Annotated in this window: 19 protein-coding genes; 11 read left to right on the top strand and 8 right to left on the bottom strand. The window is 69.5% G+C overall.

What is annotated here, in order from left to right:
• Positions 1–18 precede the first annotated feature (18 nt).
• Positions 19–1,305, top strand: coding sequence for a CoA transferase (locus AB0M47_RS06385; RefSeq protein ID WP_363409328.1), 1,287 nt, complete (start codon positions 19–21; stop codon positions 1,303–1,305).
• Between the two features lie 9 nt (positions 1,306–1,314).
• Here AB0M47_RS06385 and AB0M47_RS06380 read toward each other — a convergent pair whose 3' ends face one another.
• Positions 1,315–3,081, bottom strand: a complete 1,767-nt coding sequence (locus AB0M47_RS06380; protein ID WP_363409322.1) for a carbohydrate-binding protein — start codon at positions 3,079–3,081, stop codon at positions 1,315–1,317.
• A gap of 218 nt (positions 3,082–3,299) precedes the next feature.
• On the opposite strand from AB0M47_RS06380, the gene AB0M47_RS06375 reads away from it, so the two are divergent.
• The 3 genes from AB0M47_RS06375 to AB0M47_RS06365 are packed head-to-tail and all read left to right on the top strand — an operon-like array spanning position 3,300 to position 6,442.
• Positions 3,300–4,628, top strand: coding sequence for an extracellular solute-binding protein (locus AB0M47_RS06375; RefSeq protein WP_363409319.1), 1,329 nt, complete (start codon positions 3,300–3,302; stop codon positions 4,626–4,628).
• Positions 4,628–5,569, top strand: coding sequence for a sugar ABC transporter permease (locus AB0M47_RS06370; RefSeq protein ID WP_363409316.1), 942 nt, complete (start codon positions 4,628–4,630; stop codon positions 5,567–5,569). The genes AB0M47_RS06375 and AB0M47_RS06370 overlap by 1 nt, the downstream gene beginning before the upstream one ends.
• Positions 5,570–6,442: a carbohydrate ABC transporter permease gene (locus AB0M47_RS06365; RefSeq protein WP_363409313.1), complete on the top strand. Its 873-nt coding sequence runs from the start codon at positions 5,570–5,572 to the stop codon at positions 6,440–6,442.
• Here the strand turns inward: AB0M47_RS06365 and AB0M47_RS06360 are convergent.
• The gene (locus tag AB0M47_RS06360; RefSeq protein WP_363409310.1) at positions 6,432–6,791 is read right to left on the bottom strand and encodes a helix-turn-helix domain-containing protein; all 360 of its coding nucleotides are present in this window, start codon (positions 6,789–6,791) and stop codon (positions 6,432–6,434) included. The genes AB0M47_RS06365 and AB0M47_RS06360 overlap by 11 nt on opposite strands.
• Before the next feature lie 129 nt (positions 6,792–6,920).
• On the opposite strand from AB0M47_RS06360, the gene AB0M47_RS06355 reads away from it, so the two are divergent.
• Complete coding sequence (locus AB0M47_RS06355; protein WP_363409307.1) at positions 6,921–7,553, top strand: LUD domain-containing protein; 633 nt, start codon at positions 6,921–6,923, stop codon at positions 7,551–7,553.
• A gap of 15 nt (positions 7,554–7,568) precedes the next feature.
• Here the strand turns inward: AB0M47_RS06355 and AB0M47_RS06350 are convergent, their stop codons facing one another.
• Together AB0M47_RS06350 and AB0M47_RS06345 are read right to left on the bottom strand one after the other, a co-directional pair.
• Positions 7,569–7,853, bottom strand: coding sequence for an acylphosphatase (locus AB0M47_RS06350; RefSeq protein ID WP_363409304.1), 285 nt, complete (start codon positions 7,851–7,853; stop codon positions 7,569–7,571).
• Positions 7,853–8,620, bottom strand: coding sequence for an exodeoxyribonuclease III (locus AB0M47_RS06345; protein WP_363409301.1), 768 nt, complete (start codon positions 8,618–8,620; stop codon positions 7,853–7,855). The genes AB0M47_RS06350 and AB0M47_RS06345 overlap by 1 nt, the downstream gene beginning before the upstream one ends.
• A gap of 54 nt (positions 8,621–8,674) precedes the next feature.
• On the opposite strand from AB0M47_RS06345, the gene AB0M47_RS06340 reads away from it, so the two are divergent.
• Positions 8,675–9,214 carry a DUF1697 domain-containing protein gene (locus AB0M47_RS06340; RefSeq protein WP_363409298.1) on the top strand — a complete coding sequence of 180 codons (540 nt, stop codon included), beginning with the start codon at positions 8,675–8,677 and terminating at the stop codon, positions 9,212–9,214.
• A 59-nt stretch (positions 9,215–9,273) separates the two neighbouring features.
• On the opposite strand, the gene AB0M47_RS06335 is transcribed toward AB0M47_RS06340, so the two are convergent.
• Complete coding sequence (locus AB0M47_RS06335) at positions 9,274–10,164, bottom strand: NAD-dependent epimerase/dehydratase family protein (RefSeq protein ID WP_363409295.1); 891 nt, start codon at positions 10,162–10,164, stop codon at positions 9,274–9,276.
• A gap of 129 nt (positions 10,165–10,293) precedes the next feature.
• Between AB0M47_RS06335 and AB0M47_RS06330 the strand changes: the two genes are divergently transcribed.
• Positions 10,294–11,001, top strand: a complete 708-nt coding sequence (locus AB0M47_RS06330; RefSeq protein ID WP_253752559.1) for a class I SAM-dependent methyltransferase — start codon at positions 10,294–10,296, stop codon at positions 10,999–11,001.
• 49 nt (positions 11,002–11,050) lie between these two features.
• Here AB0M47_RS06330 and AB0M47_RS06325 read toward each other — a convergent pair whose 3' ends face one another.
• Together AB0M47_RS06325 and AB0M47_RS06320 are read right to left on the bottom strand one after the other, a co-directional pair.
• Positions 11,051–13,057 carry a hypothetical protein gene (locus tag AB0M47_RS06325; RefSeq protein ID WP_363409291.1) on the bottom strand — a complete coding sequence of 669 codons (2,007 nt, stop codon included), beginning with the start codon at positions 13,055–13,057 and terminating at the stop codon, positions 11,051–11,053.
• Positions 13,058–13,062: 5 nt separating this feature from the next.
• On the bottom strand, positions 13,063–13,572 hold the full coding sequence (locus tag AB0M47_RS06320) for a GNAT family N-acetyltransferase (RefSeq protein WP_363409288.1): 510 nt from the start codon (positions 13,570–13,572) through the stop codon (positions 13,063–13,065).
• A 77-nt stretch (positions 13,573–13,649) separates the two neighbouring features.
• Here AB0M47_RS06320 and rffA point away from each other — a divergent pair, with 77 nt between their 5' ends.
• From rffA to AB0M47_RS06300, 4 genes are all read left to right on the top strand, one after another.
• Positions 13,650–14,801, top strand: coding sequence for a dTDP-4-amino-4,6-dideoxygalactose transaminase (gene rffA, locus AB0M47_RS06315; protein ID WP_363409285.1), 1,152 nt, complete (start codon positions 13,650–13,652; stop codon positions 14,799–14,801).
• 86 nt (positions 14,802–14,887) lie between these two features.
• Positions 14,888–15,856, top strand: a complete 969-nt coding sequence (locus AB0M47_RS06310; RefSeq protein WP_363409282.1) for a glycosyltransferase family 2 protein — start codon at positions 14,888–14,890, stop codon at positions 15,854–15,856.
• An 11-nt stretch (positions 15,857–15,867) separates the two neighbouring features.
• Positions 15,868–16,368, top strand: coding sequence for a GtrA family protein (locus AB0M47_RS06305; RefSeq protein WP_363409279.1), 501 nt, complete (start codon positions 15,868–15,870; stop codon positions 16,366–16,368).
• A 39-nt stretch (positions 16,369–16,407) separates the two neighbouring features.
• A complete protein-coding gene (locus AB0M47_RS06300; protein ID WP_363409277.1) occupies positions 16,408–17,127 on the top strand; it encodes a DUF72 domain-containing protein in 720 nt (239 codons plus the stop codon).
• Here AB0M47_RS06300 and AB0M47_RS06295 read toward each other — a convergent pair.
• Positions 17,117–18,025, bottom strand: coding sequence for an NADP-dependent oxidoreductase (locus tag AB0M47_RS06295; RefSeq protein ID WP_363409274.1), 909 nt, complete (start codon positions 18,023–18,025; stop codon positions 17,117–17,119). The two genes, AB0M47_RS06300 and AB0M47_RS06295, sit on opposite strands and share 11 nt — an antisense overlap.
• Positions 18,026–18,164: the final 139 nt, after the last annotated feature.

Here is an 18,164-nt window from a genome sequence, read left to right as displayed (position 1 = left end):
GCGCATACCCTCGGACGCATGCGCACAGCGTTCGAGCAGGCGTGGACGGCGCTCGGCGGCGGGCCGGCGCCCGCGTACCGCGTCGCGGATCAGCCGGTGCTGGCGGCCGCGCTCCCGGTCGCCGACCTCGCGTTGGCGACCGTGACCGCGTGCGCCTGCGCGGCCGCCGAGTTGGCGCAAGCCCGTGGCGCGAGGACACCCGAGGTGGAGATCGACGCCGCACGCGTCGCGACCGCCTTCACCAGCGACCGGCACCTGCGCCGCGCCGGGCACGGCTTCGAGTCGTTCGCGCCGGACTCGGCGTTCTTCCGCGCCGCCGACGGCTGGGTGCGTACCCACGCGAACTATCCGCATCACCGCGAACGGCTCCACCGGGTCCTCGGCCCCGACGTCCGCGCGGCCATCGCCGAACGGTCCGCGCAGGAGGTGGAGACGCAGGTGCTCGCCGCTGGCGGGCTCGCGTTCGCCGTGCGTACGGCCCAGGAATGGGCAGCCTCCGCGCCGGGCCAGGCCGTCGCCCGGTCGCCGCTGATCGTCCATTCCGATCCAGGTCCAGCGATACGCCGAAAGCAGCGACCTGCGCTCACCGGTGATCGCCCGGCGGCCGGATACAAGGTGCTGGACCTGACGAGGGTGATCGCCGGTCCGGTCGCCACCCGGACGCTCGCTTTCCTGGGCGCCGACGTCCTCCGGATCGATCCGCCGCAGTTGCCCGAGCTGGAAGGCCAGTGGCTCGACACCGGGCTCGGCAAGCGGTCCACGCAGCTCGACCTGGCCCGCCCCACCGATCACGCCGCCTTCGCGGAGTTGCTGGCCGACACCGACGTGGTGGTGACCGGCTACCGGCCGGGTGCCCTGGACCGGTTCGGCCTGTCCCCCGCCGCCCTCCTCGATCGGCGCCCGGGCCTGGTCGTCGCGCGGCTCTCAGCCTGGGGCGTCGACGGGCCCTGGTCCGGCCGGCGCGGCTTCGACAGCCTGGTCCAGGCGGCCACCGGCATCGCGCTCATCGAGGGCGCCACCGAGGACACTGTGGACCGACCGGGGGTGCTGCCGGCACAGGCGCTCGACCACGGCACCGGCTACCTGCTCGCCGCTGCCGTGTTGCGCGCGTTGGCCGCCCAGCTCAGCACGGACGCCGGTCACGTCGCCGAGTTGTGCCTTGCGCGTACCGGTAAATGGCTCTTGGACCTGCCCCCGCGCGAACACCTGGCGGGCCGCGAGCCGGAACCGACGCTGACCACGGTGGGTGACTTGACCGTGGCCCAGCCCGCGTTCGGTTCCGGCTCGTGGCCCGCGACGCCCTAGCCGGGAGATCTAGCCCTGGTATTGGGCGACGATCTTGGTGAAGTCGTAGGGCTGTTGGGAGATGCCGCTGCACGCGTCGGCGTCGGTCCCGCTGCCGCAGGCGCGGTCGCGGTTGATCGACCAGTACGCGAACCGGCCGAGGTGCTTGCTCTTGGCGTAGGCGAGCATCTGCTGGAAGTCGGCGATGGTGACGGTCTCGCCGGCCTCGTCCGTCTTGCCGTTCATCGACGAGAACCCGACGTGCGAGTACGCGACCGCGTCCGAATACCCGTACGCGTTCTTGACGGCGTTCTTGAGCCCGTCGGTGGCGGCGATGGTCGCGTCGCCCATGTCGCCGGAGAAGCCGCCGTAGTCGAAGGGCATGATCGCCCACACGTCGTTGGCGAGCCCGGAGTTCGCGCCCCGGGCGATCATGTCGAGTCCGGTGCTGTCCGGGCCGGTCGGCGTCGTGCCGAAGGTGATGATCGTCTTGACGCCCGGGTTGTTCGTCTTGACGATCTTCAGAGCGTCGATCACCCGCTGCCGGACGGTCGCGCTCGACCACTCCGTGGCCTCGATGTCGATGTCGATCGCCTTCAGCGCGTACGCGTTGATCACCTTCTGGTACGCCCCGGCGAGCGCCGACGCGCTGGTGCACTTCTCCCCGAGTTTGTCGCCGGACCAGCCGCCGATGGAGACCATGACGTCGCCGCCGTTGGCCCGGATGCGGTTGATCTGGGTCTGGTCGTTGCCGCCGGTCAGCGGCCGGCTGCCGTCCCAGGCCGGGTTGCAGGTGCCGTCGGACAGGATGAAGGCGAGGGTGAACCACTTGATCCCGGTGGTGTTCATGACGGTGACCGGGTCCTGCGGGCTGCCCCAGCCGAGGTACTCGTAGGGCGCGGCGGCCATCGGGTTCGCCGGCGGCGTCGTGCCTCCACTGGAGACGGTGATCTTGTCGAGGTTGGGTCCGCCGTTGGCCGTCGTCGCCATGGCGCGTACGACGTTGGCCCCGGCGGTCAGGGTCACCGTCTGAGGCACGTCGGCCCAGGTGTCCCAGTTCGTCGTGGACGCGAAGGCCAGCGAGCCGTTGACGGTCGAGCCGTTCACGGCCACCGACAGCGGCCGGCCGGCCGTGGTGCCGTTCGACGCCCGGAAGGTCAGCGTGTAGGTCCCGGCGCTCGCCACGCTCACCGAGCACTCCACATAAGAACCGGTCGCGTTGTCGTAGTTCACGAACCCGGCGCCGGTGTACCCGACGTGGTTGGCCTCGACGACGCCCTGCGCGATCGTGCAGTCCTCGGCCTGGTAGACGGTCGCGATGGGGGCCGGCGTGACCTCGACGTCGAGATAGTCGACGTTGGCGTCGCCGGTGGCGGTGGTCGCCGCCAGCTGGATCGTGTTCGACCCGGCGACGACGGGGACGGTCACGGTCTTGGTGACCCACGTCGTCCACGCGCCGGTGCCGGGGAAGGAGACGGCGGACGCCGCTGTCGCACCGTTGACGACGACGTTCGCCGGACGGTCGGTGGTCGTGCCGTTGGCGTACCGGAGGCCGAGGGTCGCGGTGCCGGCGGCGGTCGCGGTCACCGTCCAGGTCACCGAGCCGCCGACGGCGTTGGCCGTGTTGCAGAACCCGGTCCCGGAGTACCCGGCCCAGTTCGAGTCGATCGTGCCGTCGCAGACGCCGTTCTCCGCCTCGTACCGGGTCGGGGCGGCCGACGCGCCGGGCGCCCAGATCGCGGTGGCCAGCAGCGCGGAGGTGAGGACGGCCGCCCGCACGAGGGCGTGTCTCTTCATGCGCTTCCCTTCTAGTTTCTGTTAGGTAATCTGACTAACCGTCGCATCACGATAGAGCAGTTCCGTTTTCTTCGAAAGACCGGAATAGAGCGATGGATCGTTGACGTGCGCTTAATACCGTGGATATCTTCACGTGAACCACGGACGCCTGAGCAACATCCGTCCACATACGTGAATCGAATCCCGCGCCCCGAACACTTCCCCCTCAAGGAGTGACCGTGAAGAGACTCCGGTACGCCGTCGCGCTCCTCGCCGTGATGGCCACCGCGCTGTCGGCCACCGCGTGCGGCGGCGACGACGGCACCCAGCAGAACGCCAAGGGAGAGCTGGAGATCTGGATCCGGCAGGCGGCCGGTTCCGACTCGGCCAAGACCGCCGAGCGCCTGGCGCAGGCGTTCACGCAGGCGAGCGGCGTCCCCACCAAGGTGGTGGCGATCTTCGACGACTTCGAGACCAAGCTTCAGCAGCAGGGCGCCCAGCACAAGCTGCCCGACATCGTCATCAACGACACCGCGCAGCTGGGCAACATGCAGTCGCAGGGCTGGCTGCGCCAGGTCGACAAGTCCACTTTCGCCGGCGCGGACAAGATCTCCGAGCGAGCCTGGAAGGCGGCGACCGCCACCGACGGCAAGTACTACGGCGTACCGTTCTCGGCGCAGGCGTTCCTGCTCCTGGTCCGGGCGGACTGGCGCAAGAAGCTGAACCTGCCGGAGCCGAAGACCTGGGCCGATCTGGCCGCTCTCGGCGCGGCGTTCACGAAGAACGACCCGGACGGCAACGGCAAGGCCGACACCGCCGGGTTCGACATCCCCGGCACCACGCAGCGCGGCTACATGTCCTGGTACGCCTCCTCGTACATCTGGGGCAACGGCGGCGACTTCGTGGCGCCGGCCGGAACCGGCAAGTGGAAGCCGGCCGTCGGCGACGCGAAGTCCGTCGAGGCCGTGAAGTGGCTGCAGGACCGGTTCTGTGTGGACAAGTCCGTGAACCCGGGCGCGGTGAACGTCAACACCACCACCGCGCACGAGGTCTTCGAGAAGAACCAGGCGGGCATCTACCTGGTCGGCCCGTACGTGCTGGCCCGGTTCGTGAAGAGCCTCGGCAGCGACAAGGTCGAGGCGATCGCGTTGCCGGCCGGCCCGTCCGGCGGCCCCGGCGCGCTGGCCGAGGGCGAGAACGTCTACCTGATGGCCGGTTCGGATCACGAGGCCGGGCAGCAGAAGTTCGCCGAGTTCGCGACCTCGGTCGACGGGCAGAAGGTGGGCATGAACGCCGACAACCCCGGCGCGATCGTCCGGCTGCCCGTCAACACCGGCGTCGACATGGCCTCGGTCCGTCAGGACCCCCGGTGGCTCGCCTTCCAGAAGGTCTACGACGAGGCCGGGGTGTACAGCCCGCCGGTGCCCAACTGGGCCCCGTTCCGGCAGACCGCGGCCGACGCCATCAACGCCGTGATGGCCGACTGCGGCGCCGACGTGCAGGCGGCCATGGACAAGCTGGCCGGCCAGCTCGGTGACCTGCTCTCGAAGCAGAACGCACTCGCCTGATGGTTCTTCGCACCGCGGAGTCCCGCCGCGCCATCGGGACCACCGAGGACCGCCGCACGATCCTGGAGCGCCGCCGGCCGCGGCGGCGCTCCCCCGTCGTGCCCTGGCTGTTCCTGGCTCCGGCCCTGATCCTGCTGTTCTACTTCAAGTACCTGCCGATGGCCGACGGGCTGCGGATGAGCTTCTACGAGATCCGCGGCTATCTCGGCGACCGGTGGGTGGGCGGCCAGAACTATCAGGAGATCGTCACCGACGACCAGTTCACCGCCGCGCTCTGGCACAGCGCGGTGCTGGCTGTCGGCACGACCGCGGGGTCGATGTTCTTCGGGCTGATCCTCGCACTGCTGCTGGAGGGCAGTTCCCGCGTGCTGTGGTTCGTCCGCACCGCCGCCTTCCTGCCGGTCGTCACCACCATCGCGGTGGTGGCCGAGGTGTGGCGGATCCTCTATCACCCGGCCGCGAACGGCCCGCTCAACACGATCCTCGGCTGGTTGGCGATCTCGCCCCAGCCGTTCCTCGCCGACGAGCACAGCTCACTGCTGTCCATCATGGCGGTGGGCGTCTGGCGGGGCGCACCCTACGACATGATGATCTTCCTGGCCGGGCTGGCCGGGGTGGACCGATCGCTCTACGAGTCGTCCGCGGTGGACGGCGCGGGCACCTGGCGGCGGTTCCGCCACGTCACCGTGCCCGCGCTGCGCCCGGTCTTCGTCATCCTGATCACGCTCGCCGCGATCCGGGGCATCCGCGTGTTCACCGAGGTCTTCCTGCTCACCAACGGCGCGCCGAACGGCTCGACCGAGGTGCTCATGACCCTCATCTACAAGCTCGGCCTGCAACAGGGCGAACTCGGCATCGCGGCGGCCGGGTCGATCGTGCTCTTCGCCGCGACCGTCATCCTCACAGTCGCGGTCCGCGCGCTGCGCCGCCGGGAGGCCTGAATGAGCGCCGAACGCTTCGACACCGTCCTCGGGCTCGCGCATCGCCGCGGGATCGGCGCCCGGATCGGCGTCTTCGTCTTGTACGCGTTGATGGTGGTGGTCTTCGCTGGACCGCTGGTGGCCCTGATGATCGGCGCCTTCTCCAAGGTCGTCGACCCGACCGGGTTCTCCCTCGTCCCCGACGGCGGCTTCACCGTCCGCAACTTCGTGGCCGCCGCGGACCGCGACGTCTACCGCTACCTGATCAACTCGTTCGTCGTGGTGGGCTTCGGGCTGCTGCTGCAGATGCTGGTCAGCGTCTTCGCCGCGTACGCCCTGGCCCGGCATCGGATGCGGTTCGCCGCGCTGATCATGCTGGCGATCCTGGCGACGATGATGCTGCCGGAGGAGGTCATCGCGATCCCGCTGTCGGTGGTGCTGGCCGACGTGCCGCCGTTCGACGTCAACCTGATCGGCACGTACGCCGGGATGATCCTGCCGGTCGGCGCGTGGGGCTTCTCGATCCTCGTCATGACGGAGTTCATGAAGGAGGTCCCGGTCGAGTTGGAGGAGGCGGCCCGCATCGACGGGGCGGGCGAGCTGCGTACCTTCTTCTCGATCATCCTGCCGTTGTGCCGTCCGGCCCTGGGCGTCATCGGCGTCTTCGGCTTCACGATGATCTGGGACCAGTATCTGCTGCCCCTCATCGTGGCGACCGAGCCGTCGCAGTACACGCTGCCGATCGCGCTGCGTACGCTGCGGTCGGACGAGGAGGTCGGGATCGGAGTGCTGCTGGCCGCCGCGATGCTGGCCCTGCTGCCCTCGGTGATCGCCTTCCTGGCCTTCCAGCGCCAGTTCGTCCGTGGCCTGACCAGCGGAGCGATCAAGGGATAGCGTCGTAGCGCACCCGTGCGTGCGCGATGTCCTCCGCGTGCCGCTCCGCCCAGTCGATCAGCTCCCAGGCCGTCTTGAGCAGGGTCTGCCCCATCTCAGTCAGCTCGTAATCGACGCGGGGCGGCACGACGGCGTGCACCGTACGCTCGACCAGGCCGTCCCGTTCCAGGTTGCGCAGCGTCACGGTGAGCATCCGCTGGCTGATCCCCTCGATGGAGCGTTTGAGGTCGGTGAACCGGCGGCTGCCGTCGCGCAGCTGGTAGACGACGTTGAGCGTCCACTTGTCACCGACCCGGTCGAGCACGTCCCGGACCTGGCAGGTCAGGTCGTCCCGGACGGACAGGTCCATGGTTACCTCCAGGTCACTGAGGCAGGGGTTCGTCACTGAGGCAGAAAATAGTGCCTTCTTCCGCTTCCGTCCAGAGTTCCCGACGATGGGGTCAGTTACTTCGGAGAACCACCCGGAAGGAAAACCCAGATGTCTCAGGAAGCACCCGCCCTCGACGAGGCCTTCGGCGTACCGGCGTCGGCGGAGCAGCTCGATCGCGCGGCCGAAGCCTTGCGTACCAACGGTTTCGTCGTCCACGTCGTCGACACCGCCGAGGACGCCCGCAAACTCGTCGTCGGCGAACTCGTCCCCCGGGACCAGGCCGTCTTCACCGCCAGCAGCGAGACTCTGCGGCTGTCGGGCATCCTCGCCGACCTCGACGAGTCCGGCGGCTTCCAGTCCGTCCGCGCCGAGGCGGGCGAACTGGGCGACGACATGTGGGCGCGGATCCGCCTCGGCGCGCTGCCCGACGTCGTCGTCGGCAGCGTGCACGCCGTCACGGAGGAAGGTCACCTCGTCATCGGCTCGGCCAGCGGCAGCCAGTTCGCCCCGTACGCCTCCGGCGCGAAGAAAGCGGTGTGGATCGTCGGCGCGCAGAAGGTCGTCCCCGATCTCGCGACCGGCCTGCGGCGACTGCGTACGCACAGCCTGCCGAAGGAGTGGCGGCGGCTGAACGAACTGGCCGGGCAGACCTCGTTCCTCAGCCGCATCCTCGTCATCGAGCACGAGTGGTTGCCCGAACGCGGTGTGGTGGTGCTCGTCCGGGAGCCGATCGGGTTCTGAGTTCCAGGCGGTGTTCTACGCGGTCGGGAGGATGAGGAAGCCGGTGTCCCCCACCGGGTCTTCCTCCTCCACCGTGAAGGTCTTCACCACGGCGTCCTCCGGTCCTCGCCGCGCCCAGCGCAGCAACCGGTCGACGTCGTCGGGCGCCCCCTCGAAGGCCGCCTCGACCGCGCCGTCCCGGCGATTGCGGACCCAGCCTGCGACATTGTGCGCGAGTGCCTTGCGACGGCAGGTGTCCCGGAAGTAGACGCCTTGGACGAGGCCGGCGACCACGACCCGCCTGCGGATGATCTCACTCATCAGCCGAGGTCCACCACGATCGGGGCGTGGTCGGACGGGCCCTTGCCCTTGCGGGCCTCCCGGTCGATGTAGGCCCCGGTCACCCGGTCGGCCAGCGGCTTGGTCGCGTACACGAGGTCGATGCGCATTCCCTTGTCCTGGTGGAACATCCCGGCCCGGTAGTCCCAGTAGGTGAACGGATTCGGTCCCTTCATCGGCTTGGGCACGATGTCGTGCAGGCCGAGGTCGAGCAGATGCCGCAAGGCCTCCCGCTCCGGCGGCGTCACGTGGGTCGCGCCGACGAACTGCGCCGGATCCCAGACGTCCGCGTCGGTCGGCGCCACGTTGAAGTCGCCGCACACCGCGAGCTCCGCGTGCCCGCCCAGCTCGTCGCCGAGCGCGGTCCGCAGCGCCGCCAGCCAGTCCAGCTTGTACGCGTAATGCGGGTCGTCGGGGGTCCGCCCGTTCGGCACGTACACCGACCACACCCGTACGCCGCCGCAGGTCGCGCCGAGCGCCCGCGCCTCCGGGCCGGGGAAGCCCGGCTCGCCGGGGAAGCCAGGCGACACGTCCGCCAGGCCGACCCGGGACAACAGGGCGACCCCGTTCCATCGGTTGAGCCCGTGCGCGGCCGTCTCGTAACCGAGCTTGTCCACCTCGGCGACCGGGAAGTCGGCCGTCTTCGTCTCCTGCAGGCAGACCACGTCGGGCCGGACGGTCTCCAGCCAGTCGAGCAGCCGCGGCAGGCGGGCATTGACCGAATTGACATTCCAGGTCGCCAGTCGCATGACCCCACCGTAGGCCATAGGGCTGACACCCGGTGGTCGTGGGATGATCGCGTCATGGCGAAGTTCGGGGTTCTCCTGCGAGGCATCAACGTCGGCGGCAGCAACAAGGTCTCCATGGCCGACCTGCGGACGCTCCTCGAAGGCCTCGGCTTCACGAACGTGAAGACGCTGCTCCAGAGCGGCAACGCCGTCTTCGACGCCCCGAAGGGCACGCCGGCGCAGCTCGCCGCGCAGATCGAGCAGGCCTTGGAGGACCGCTACGGCCGGGTGATCGGCTGCGTCGTCGTGACGCGCGCCGATCTCGACCGGATCGTTGCCGCCAATCCGCTGGCCGGAATCGCCGACAAGCCGTCCTACCAACTCGTCACTTTCCTCAACGGCGAACCCGACCCGAAGCTCTTCACCGCCGACGACACCACGGCGTACGCGCCGGAGGTGGTGCTCGCCGGCGATCGCGAGATCCACTCGTGGCACCCGAACGGGCAGGCGAACACCAAGCTCACTCCGGGCTGGTGGAAGAAGCGGCTGCCCGGCCTGGTCGCGACCGCCCGGAACTGGAACACCGTCCTGAAACTGCGCGACCTGCTGGACTGACGGCCCTGCTGGACTGACGGCCCTGCTGGACTGGCCGCACTGCTGGACCGACCGCGCGACTACCCGCGCGGGTGCCGGGCGACGAAGTCCGCGACGTACTCGTCGAGCTTCACCGTCGGCTCCCAGCCGAGGGTGGCCGCCTTGCTGGTGTCGGCCCGGCCGCGCGTACGCTCGCCGCGCAGCGCGGGCACCATCTCGATCTCGGCGCCGAACATCCGCGCGACCTCGAGGAGCGGCCACTCCCGGCCGGTGCCCAGCAGATAGCCGTCGCCGGAGCCCTTCGTGGCGGCCAGGACGACGCCCCGGACGATGTCACTCACGTGCGTGAAGTCGCGGGTCTGCGTACCGGGGTCGACGACGGTCAGCGGCTCGCCCGCGAGGTACTGGCGCTCGAAGATGCCGATGACGGTCGCGTAGCGGCCCTCGGTGATGTGCCACGGCCCGTACGCGTTGTAGAAGTACGTGATCGCGTAGTCCAGCCCGTACCAGGACGCGAAGTTCTTGATGTATTCGATGTTCTTCGCCTTGGTCCAGGCGTACGGGTTGAGGTTCTCGTCCGCCCCGTCGTTGCCGAACTTCGAGCTGGACCCGGCGTACACCAGCTTCGCGCCGTGCTCGTGGGCGAACTTCACGACCTCCTTGGTCCCGTGGAGGTTGAACTCCCAGGTGAGGTCGACGTCGTCGAAGGACTGCACGATCCGCGAGTACTCGCCGAGGTGGAAGACCGTGTCCGGGGAGCCCAGGCCGTGCTCCGCCCAGATCTTGCGGATGTCGACGGTCGACCCGGTCAGGTAGCGGACCCGGGGGTCGGTGACGTGCTTCTCGACCGACCCCGTGAAGTAGTTGTCCACGGAGATGATCTGGGCGTCGGGGCGCTCGGTCAGCAAGAGCTTGATCAGGTTGCCGCCGACGAACCCGGCACCGCCGGTCACAAGGATCGTAGAAGTCACCCGGCTACTTTAGTTGCGGACGCCGCCGACCAGGCAACCGGCCCGGCGGCCGCGCGTGGGCCTTCCCGAGAAGGCGTCTCCTCACTACCATGGCGTGCTGTCGACAAAGCGGTCAGACGGAGGGTACCGGTGCAAGACGCAGAAGTAATCGCGTTCACGCAGGGCGAGGACAAGCACTGGTGGTACCGCGAACGCCGGGCCATCATCGCCAAGGAGGTCCGGGGCCTGCGCCCCGGCAAGGCGGTGGAGATCGGCGCGGGCGGCGGCGGCAACTCCCTCGTGCTGAAGGAACTGGGCTGGGACGTGCTGGCCACCGAGTACACCGAGGCGGGCGTACGCATCGCCAAGGAACGCGGGCTGAACGCCATGCAGGCCGACGCCACCCAGCTCCCGCTCGACGACGGATCGCAGGATCTGTTCCTGGCGTTCGACGTCCTCGAGCACATCGAGGACGACCAGCGGGCCGCCGCCGAGATCTTCCGCGTCCTGCGCCCGGGCGGCACGGCACTGATCGCCGTACCCTGCGACATGGCGCTCTGGTCCGCCTACGACGAGGCCAGCCATCACTTCCGGCGGTACACCCGGGAGACGCTCACCGAGCTGATCTCCGGCGCCGGCCTGACCATCGACTCCCTGCGCAGCTGGAACGTGCTGCTGCGGCCGGTCGTGAAGATGCGCCGCAAGACCGCCGCGGTCGACGACACCGTCGGCGACGTGACGGCGGTGTCTCCGGTGGTGAATCTCGGCCTCGGGGTGATCATCAAGGCGGAGCGCTTCCTGCCGGTGAGTTCGCTCCCGGGCGTCTCCCTGATGATGCGGGCGCACCGCCCCGCCTGACGACCTGTGCGCGCCGCCCCGCCTGATCCGGCGGGGCGGGCCGGCGCGGTCAGCGCCGGACTTCGAAGACCAGGGTGTCGTGGTCGGTGTACTTGAGGTCGGCGACCGCGGCCAACCCGGTGACGTCGGCGGGGACGCGGCGGTCCACCGCCAGCCACCGGACTCCGTACTTGTCTCGCAGTACGGCGACCGATTCGGCGCTGGGCGCGGTGAAGACCCGGTCGTTCGCGGCCAGGATCTCGGGCTCCCAGTAGGGCGTCCATTGATAGTCCTTACGCGTACCGGCCGCCTTCATCGCCGAGTCCGTGTAGACCCAGCCTTCGACCAGCACCCGGCGCTCGGCGTACGCCGACACCCAGAAGCTGCGGCTGTCGCAGATCGGGACGGTCGGCCGCAGGCAGTGGACGTTGGTCGCGACCAGATCGTCCGGCGACGAGTGGTCCCGCAGCCAGCGCATCGCGTCGATGCCGCCGCGCGGGATCTGCCCGGTCGTGCCGCGCGGGTAGCCCCGGAGACCGGTCTTCGTGGCGTTCTCGATCGGCTTCGTGTACGCGTCCAGGTTCGTCAGGGCACCGCCGAGCATCACTGCGACGAGCACGAACGCGAGCCCGCGACGCCACTGCCGCACCGGTTCGCCCAGGAGCCCGGCGATGCCGGCCACCGCGGCGATCACCAGGTAGGGCTTGGCCGACGACAGGAAGTACATCTGGCTGCCGCCGGGCTGGGAGGTCAGTAACACGACCCCGATGGCGGCCGCGCCCAGTCCCAGGCAGAACAGCACGGCCTGATTCAGCGCCCGCCGGCCCGCCACGACCAGTCCGAGCACGCCGGCCCAGACGCCGAGCCAGCCGACGACGATCCGGAGCGCCATCTCGGCGTAGGACTCCGCCGGGTCGCGCATCGCGAACGGCACGATCCGCATCCCGGCCGAGCCGCCCCGGAACAGCAGCAGCATCGCCCCCACGAAGACCACCGCGGTCAGCACGGTCGCGATCAGGGCGGTGCGATCGAGCCGGCGGCGGAAGACCAGGCCGACCGCGGCGACGAAGGCCGCCGCGGCGAGCAGCATCGGCACGAACGTCGCCTTCGCCCCGGCGACGCCGGCCGCGAGCAGCACGAACAGCAGCCACTCGCCCTTCGTCGCGGTCCGGGGCAGGAGGTCGACGACCAGGTACGCCAACGCGCCGAAGATCATCGCGGCGAAGATCTGGGTGGGGCTGATCCAGAGGTTGATCAGCATCCACCCGGTGCCGACGGTGTTGAACCAGGACACGCCGACCAGCGTGAAGAACACCGCGACCGGCCCGGACCACCAGGTCTTGACCACCGCCTTGGCGGTGTACGCCGTCAGCACGACGAAGCCGGCCAGCACGGGCATGAGGCCCAGCCGGAACAGCAGAGTCTGCAGCTCGACGCCGCTGCCCCAGCTCGCCGCGGCCAGGTGGGCGTGGTAGTACCAGTGATAGTGCAGGGGCTCGTCGATGACGTACGGGATCATCGCCGGGAAGTGGTGCTTGAACTCGGCGGCCAGCGCGAGGTGGAAGACCATGTCCTGGTAGGGCTGGCTGTTGCCGGGCCAGCTGGTCCCGTTGCGCCGGAAGAAGTCGATCGCGGTCCAGCAGAACAGGGCGACGACGAACCCGGCCAGGATCCAGGACCACCACATCGGCGCGCGCTCGCCCGATCCCCGCCAATGCCGGCGCAGCCCGGGCACGAGCGCGAAGGCCGCCACCACCAGGATCGACGGCACGACCGCCAGCTGCGGTACGCCGATCGCCCGGAATCCGATGTAGACGAACACGCTCAGCGGGTAGCCCAGCGCGAGCCCGGCGGCGATGTCGAGGGCGATCGGGCCGGCCTTGCGGCGCAGCGCCCGCCACAGCAGCAGGCCGGGCAGCGCCACGACGACGAGAATGTAGCCGCTGTACAGGGCGAGGTCGGTCAGCCCGACCCCGTACGCCTTGAGCAGCAGCACGGCGAAGAGCGCCGTCAACCCGGCGGGAACCCAGCCGGAGGCCAGCAGACGCCACGCGGATCGCGGGGCGTCGGTGGACACCGGGCTCACCGGCGGCGGGCCGATCTGGAGTCGGCATGCATCTCGGTGACCACGGCCTGGTGCGTCACGCCGTCGACCTCTCGTTCGAAGACCGGACTCTCGGTGAAGCCGAATCGCTTGTGCAACTGACGGACCACCGAGTTGTCGATCAGCGTCTCGCCGCGCAGCCAGGTCAGCCCGAGCACGTCGAAGGCGTGGTCCACGGCTTCCTGCTCCATTTGCAGCCAAGCGCCCAGCAGTTCCCGGCGCTCCTCCAGGCCCTCGATGTCCAGGAAGAAGCCCCAATGGGCCGAGCCTTCCGCCTGATCGAATTGCCCGAAATGAACGACTCCGGCGGGCCGGTCGCGATAGTGGAAGATCAATACCTTGCGCTCGCCGCGCTCGACCGTGGCCCACCAGCCGAGATGTTGCTCCGGCGTGATCTCGCGCGTGTAGAAGTGGGTGTCCCGGACGCGAGGATGATTACGCCATGTCCGGATCAAGGCGAGGTCGGCCTTGGTCGCTTCCAATAACATGATCATCTCCCCATCAGGTCAAACATCGCAGGATGCTACCTCTCACTTCGCCAAGATTGTTGCTAGGGTCCATACCCGTGCAGGACAACCCTTTGCCCATCCCGTTCAACCGGCCCTTCATCACCGGTCAAGAGACGGCGTACATGACCGAGGCGATGACCAACGGGCCATTGTCCGGCGACGGGCCGTTCACCAAGCGGGCGTCGGCCTTACTGACCGAGATCGTCGGGGCGCCCTCGGCCTTGCTGACCACGTCGTGCACACACGCGCTGGAGATGTCGGCCATCCTGCTCGATCTGCAGCCGGGCGACGAGGTGATCCTGCCCTCGTTCACGTTCTGCTCGACCGCCAACGCGTACGCCCTGCGCGGCGCGATCCCCGTGTTCGTGGACTGCCGCCCGGACACCCTCAACATCGACGAGCGCCTGATCGAGGCGGCGATCACCGAGCGGACGAAGGCGATCGTCGTCGTGCACTACGCCGGGGTGGCCTGCGAGATGGACGCCATCGGCGACATCGCGCGGCGGCACGGGCTGGTCGTGATCGAGGACAACGCGCACGGCCTGGGCGGCTTTTACCACGGTCAGCCGCTCGGCTCGATCGGCGCGATGGCCACCCAGAGCTTCCACGAGACCAAGAACGTCCACTGCGGCGAGGGCGGCGCTCTGGTCTTCGGCGACGCCGAGTTCCACGACCGCGCGGAGATCATCCGGGAGAAGGGCACCAACCGGGGCCAGTTCTTCCGCGGCATGGTCGACAAGTACCGCTGGATCGACGTCGGCTCCAGCTACCTGCCCTCCGACCTGCTCGCGGCATTCCTGTGCGCGCAGCTGGAGGAGTTCAAGGAGATCCAAGCGCAGCGCATGGCGGTCTGGAACCACTACCACGCCGAGCTGGCCGGCTGGGCCCGCGAACAGGGCGTCACCCAGCCGACGGTCCCGGCCGACCGGGTGCACCCGGCGCACCTCTACTACCTGCTGCTCCCGGACCTGGGCAACCGGCAGGCCATGCTCGCCCACCTGAAGGAGCGGGGCGTCCAGGCGACGTTCCACTACCAGCCGCTGCACTCGGCCCCGGCCGGCGTGCAGTACGGCCGGGCGCCGGAGGAAGGCTGCCCGGTCACCGACGCGACCGCCGACCGACTGCTTCGCCTGCCGCTGTTCGCCGGGTTGCGGCCGGAGGAGCTGACCCGGATCACCGAGGCGGTCCTGGAGTTCCGGGTCCGCTGAGGACACTCCGGCGGGTCGTGCGATCATTTCGCGCGACCCGCCACCTGGGAGTAGGGTGGGCGCGCTGCGCCGCGAAAGGTTGTTGCATGTCCGTTTCCGTCGTCATTCCCTGCTACCGGTCGGAGAAGACGCTCCCCGCGTTGGTCGAGCGGCTCCACCCGGTCCTGGCGCAACAGCCGGGCGACTACGAGATCATCCTCGTCGTGGACGGCAGCCCCGACAACACCTGGCAGGTCGCGGCCGACCTCGCCCAGCTTCACGAGCGCACCCGCGCGATCCGGCTCGCCCGCAACTACGGCCAGCACAACGCGATCGTGGCCGGCGTACGCGCCGCGCGGTTCGACGTGATCGTCACGATGGACGACGACCTCCAGCACCCGCCGGAGGAGATCCCGCGCCTGCTCACGGCGCTGGAAGACGACGTCGACCTGGTCTACGGCGTCTCCGTCGAGGAGGAGCACAAGGTCGGGCGCAACATCGGCTCCCGTGGTCTCAAGGCGGCCCTCACGCTCGGGCTCGGCGTACCGGACGCCCGCAACCTCAGCGCCTTCCGTGCTTTCCGCTCCTTCCTGCGCGGCGGGTTCGACCTCATCACCGGTCCGCACCTGTCGATCGACGTAGCGCTGTCCTGGACGACGACGCGGATCGTGGGCGTCGCGGTCCGGATGGAGCACCGCCAGGAAGGCGAGTCCGGCTACACGCTGCGTACGCTGATCGCCCGGGCCGTCGACATCGCGGTGGGCTACTCGGTGCGGCCGTTGCGGATCGTCACCTATGTCGGATTCCTCGTCGGCCTCGCCGGCCTGGTCCTCGTCGGCCGTCTGCTCTGGCTCTACTTCACGGGGAACACGACGGTCGCCGGATTCACCACGATCGCCACGGTGGTCGCCATCTTCGCCTCGGTCCAGATGATCGCCATCGGCGTACTCGGCGAGTACGTCGGGCGCATCCACTCGCACGGCATGGGCCGGCCCACCTACGTGATCCGCGACCGGGTCAGCCTCGCCGCGACGCCCGCGCAGCGCGAGGCCGAGCAGCAGACGGTCGTCCGCTGAGCGAGGATCAGGTGACTCAGACCAGCCCTCCGATGGAGGCCGCGCCACCAGCTCAGGAACGCCATCCCTGGATTCCGGCGTGGCTCGACGACGTGCCCGGCGTCGGCCGGCTCGCCGTCACGCTGCTCAACGACTCGCGAGTGCGCTACCTGCTCGCGGGTGGGATCACCGCCGTCATCTCGTACGCGTACTTCTCGGTGCTGTTCCTGCTGGTCGGCCACCACGTCCACTACCTGGTGACGCTGACGATCGCGAACTTCCTCACGACGGTCACGGCATACCCGATCTATCAGCACGGCGTCTACCAGGCCGGGCAGGGCGGGTTCGCCCAGTTCCTGCGGTTCTACGCGACCTGCCTCTGGGCGCTGGTCTTCGGCCTGGTCACCATGCCACTGCTCGTCGAACTGGTCTCGGTGCCGGTGCTGCTGGCCCAGGCCATCGTGATCGTCGTGTTCCCGTTGATCAACTACCCGCTGCAACGGCGCTGGGCATTCGGCGGCGGGCGCCGCTGAGCGCGGCGTAGCTTCGCCGAAACCGGGTACGCACCACGAGTGCTCCTCATCGGCACGTCCGGCTGGCAGTACCGGGACTGGCGCGGCCCGTTCTATCCGGACGACCTCGCCCAGGCGCGCTGGCTGGAGTACTACGCCGAGCGCTTCGCGACCGTCGAGGTCAACAACGCGTTCTATCGCCTGCCCGAGCGGTCGACCTTCGAGCAGTGGCGGGCGCGTACGCCGGACGGGTTCTGCGTGGCGGTGAAGATGAGCCGCTATCTGACCCACATCAAGCGGCTGGCCGACCCCGCCGAGCCGGTCGCGAGGTTCCTGAGCCGGGCGGACGCGCTGGGCGACCGGCTCGGACCGGTGCTGCTGCAGCTGCCGCCGACCCTGCGGGCCGATCCTGAGGCGCTCACCGAGACGCTGCGCCGCTTCCCGCAGGACGTGCGGGTCGCCGTCGAGCCTCGGCACGCGTCGTGGTGGACCGACGACGTCCGGCGTGTCCTGGAGAAGTACAACGCCGCGCTGAGCTGGGCGGATCGCGGTGGACGCCCGGTCACGCCGCTGTGGCGTACGGCGGACTTCGGCTATCTGCGCCTGCACGAGGGGACGGCCCGGCCTCGACCACGCTACGGGCGTACCGCGTTGACATCGTGGCTGGACCGCGTCCAGGACGCGTTCAGCCGGCAGTGCGTCTACGTGTACTTCAACAACGATCACGGCGCGGCCGCGATCGACAACGCGCGCACGCTGGAGCGCATGGCTAGAAGGTGAGCACGACCTTGCCCGGCAGGCCGCCCGTCGCCATGATGCGATGTGCCTCGGCAGCCCGCTCGAACGGGATCGTCGCCGCCACCCGCGTACGCAGCCGCCCGACCGCTGCGGCCGTCACCAGATCCCGCAGGACGCGCTGGTCCGGCCGGATGAGCACGACCTGCTGGCGTACGCCTCGCGCCGGGTCGACCGGATCGGTCGGCCGGGTCGTGACGAGCACTCCGCCGTCCTTCGTCGCGTTCGCCGCCGCCGCGCCGATTGGAACGGCGTCGAACACCGCGGGCACCTGACCCAGCGCGGCCGGCCCCGCCGACCGCGTGACGACCTCGTCCGCGCCGATCTCGCGTACCCAATCCTGATCATGATCGTTGGCCACGGCCAGAACGCGCTGGCCGGCCTGGCGGGCGAGCTGGACCGCGAAGCCGCCCACTCCCCCGCTCGCGCCCACGACCAGCAGCGGGCCGTCGCCCGCGAGCATGCGCACGGCCTGGCTCGCGGTCTGGCCGTTGAGCGGAAGGGTCGCCGCGGTCGCGTAGTCGAGCGCGGTGGGCAGTTCGGTGAGCCAGTCGACGTCAACCGCCACGAGCTGGGCGTATGAGCCGGGCGCGCCGCGGGTGAGGTGCCACGGCACGAGCCCCACGACGCGGTCGCCGACGTGGAACCGGCTGTCCGTCGCGCCGACGGCGACCACGTCGCCGGCGAAGTCCCAGCCCGGCTGGAACGGCGGCGGAACCGGACCGCCCGGGAGCCGGCCGACCCGGGCCGCCGCGTCGGCCGGTTGTACGCACGCCGCCCGCACCCGAACCAGCACCTGGCCTGGCCCGGCGGCCGGATCGGGCAGGTCCACGACGTGCAGAACCTCCGGTCCGCCCAGCGCAGTCACCGCGATCGCGCGCATCTCCCACCTCCGAAGCGTCCAGTGTGGACGGGCCCACCCGGTGGCGCAAGCATCGACCTCCATCGCAGGAACGTGACCTACGTCGCACTTCACTGGGCGATCCGGACCGCAGTCCGTTACAGTCGGACAGGTAATCGGA

Origin of the sequence: Hamadaea sp. NPDC051192 (genome assembly GCF_040682475.1) — a bacterium.
GTDB lineage: Bacteria > Actinomycetota > Actinomycetes > Mycobacteriales > Micromonosporaceae > Hamadaea > Hamadaea flava.
The sequence above is the reverse complement of the archived record's forward strand: the minus strand, read 5'-3'. Positions and strand labels throughout refer to the sequence as shown.

Coding starts and splice junctions, on each gene's coding strand:
- AB0M47_RS06365 (WP_363409313.1), top strand. CDS start 5,570: ATGAGCGCCGAACGCTTCGACACCGTCCTCGGGCTCGCGCATCGCCGC.
- AB0M47_RS06370 (WP_363409316.1), top strand. CDS start 4,628: ATGGTTCTTCGCACCGCGGAGTCCCGCCGCGCCATCGGGACCACCGAG.
- AB0M47_RS06380 (WP_363409322.1), bottom strand. CDS start 3,081: ATGAAGAGACACGCCCTCGTGCGGGCGGCCGTCCTCACCTCCGCGCTG.
- AB0M47_RS06345 (WP_363409301.1), bottom strand. CDS start 8,620: ATGCGACTGGCGACCTGGAATGTCAATTCGGTCAATGCCCGCCTGCCG.
- AB0M47_RS06350 (WP_363409304.1), bottom strand. CDS start 7,853: ATGAGTGAGATCATCCGCAGGCGGGTCGTGGTCGCCGGCCTCGTCCAA.
- AB0M47_RS06355 (WP_363409307.1), top strand. CDS start 6,921: ATGTCTCAGGAAGCACCCGCCCTCGACGAGGCCTTCGGCGTACCGGCG.
- AB0M47_RS06340 (WP_363409298.1), top strand. CDS start 8,675: ATGGCGAAGTTCGGGGTTCTCCTGCGAGGCATCAACGTCGGCGGCAGC.
- AB0M47_RS06385 (WP_363409328.1), top strand. CDS start 19: ATGCGCACAGCGTTCGAGCAGGCGTGGACGGCGCTCGGCGGCGGGCCG.
- AB0M47_RS06360 (WP_363409310.1), bottom strand. CDS start 6,791: ATGGACCTGTCCGTCCGGGACGACCTGACCTGCCAGGTCCGGGACGTG.
- AB0M47_RS06320 (WP_363409288.1), bottom strand. CDS start 13,572: ATGTTATTGGAAGCGACCAAGGCCGACCTCGCCTTGATCCGGACATGG.
- AB0M47_RS06310 (WP_363409282.1), top strand. CDS start 14,888: ATGTCCGTTTCCGTCGTCATTCCCTGCTACCGGTCGGAGAAGACGCTC.
- AB0M47_RS06295 (WP_363409274.1), bottom strand. CDS start 18,025: ATGCGCGCGATCGCGGTGACTGCGCTGGGCGGACCGGAGGTTCTGCAC.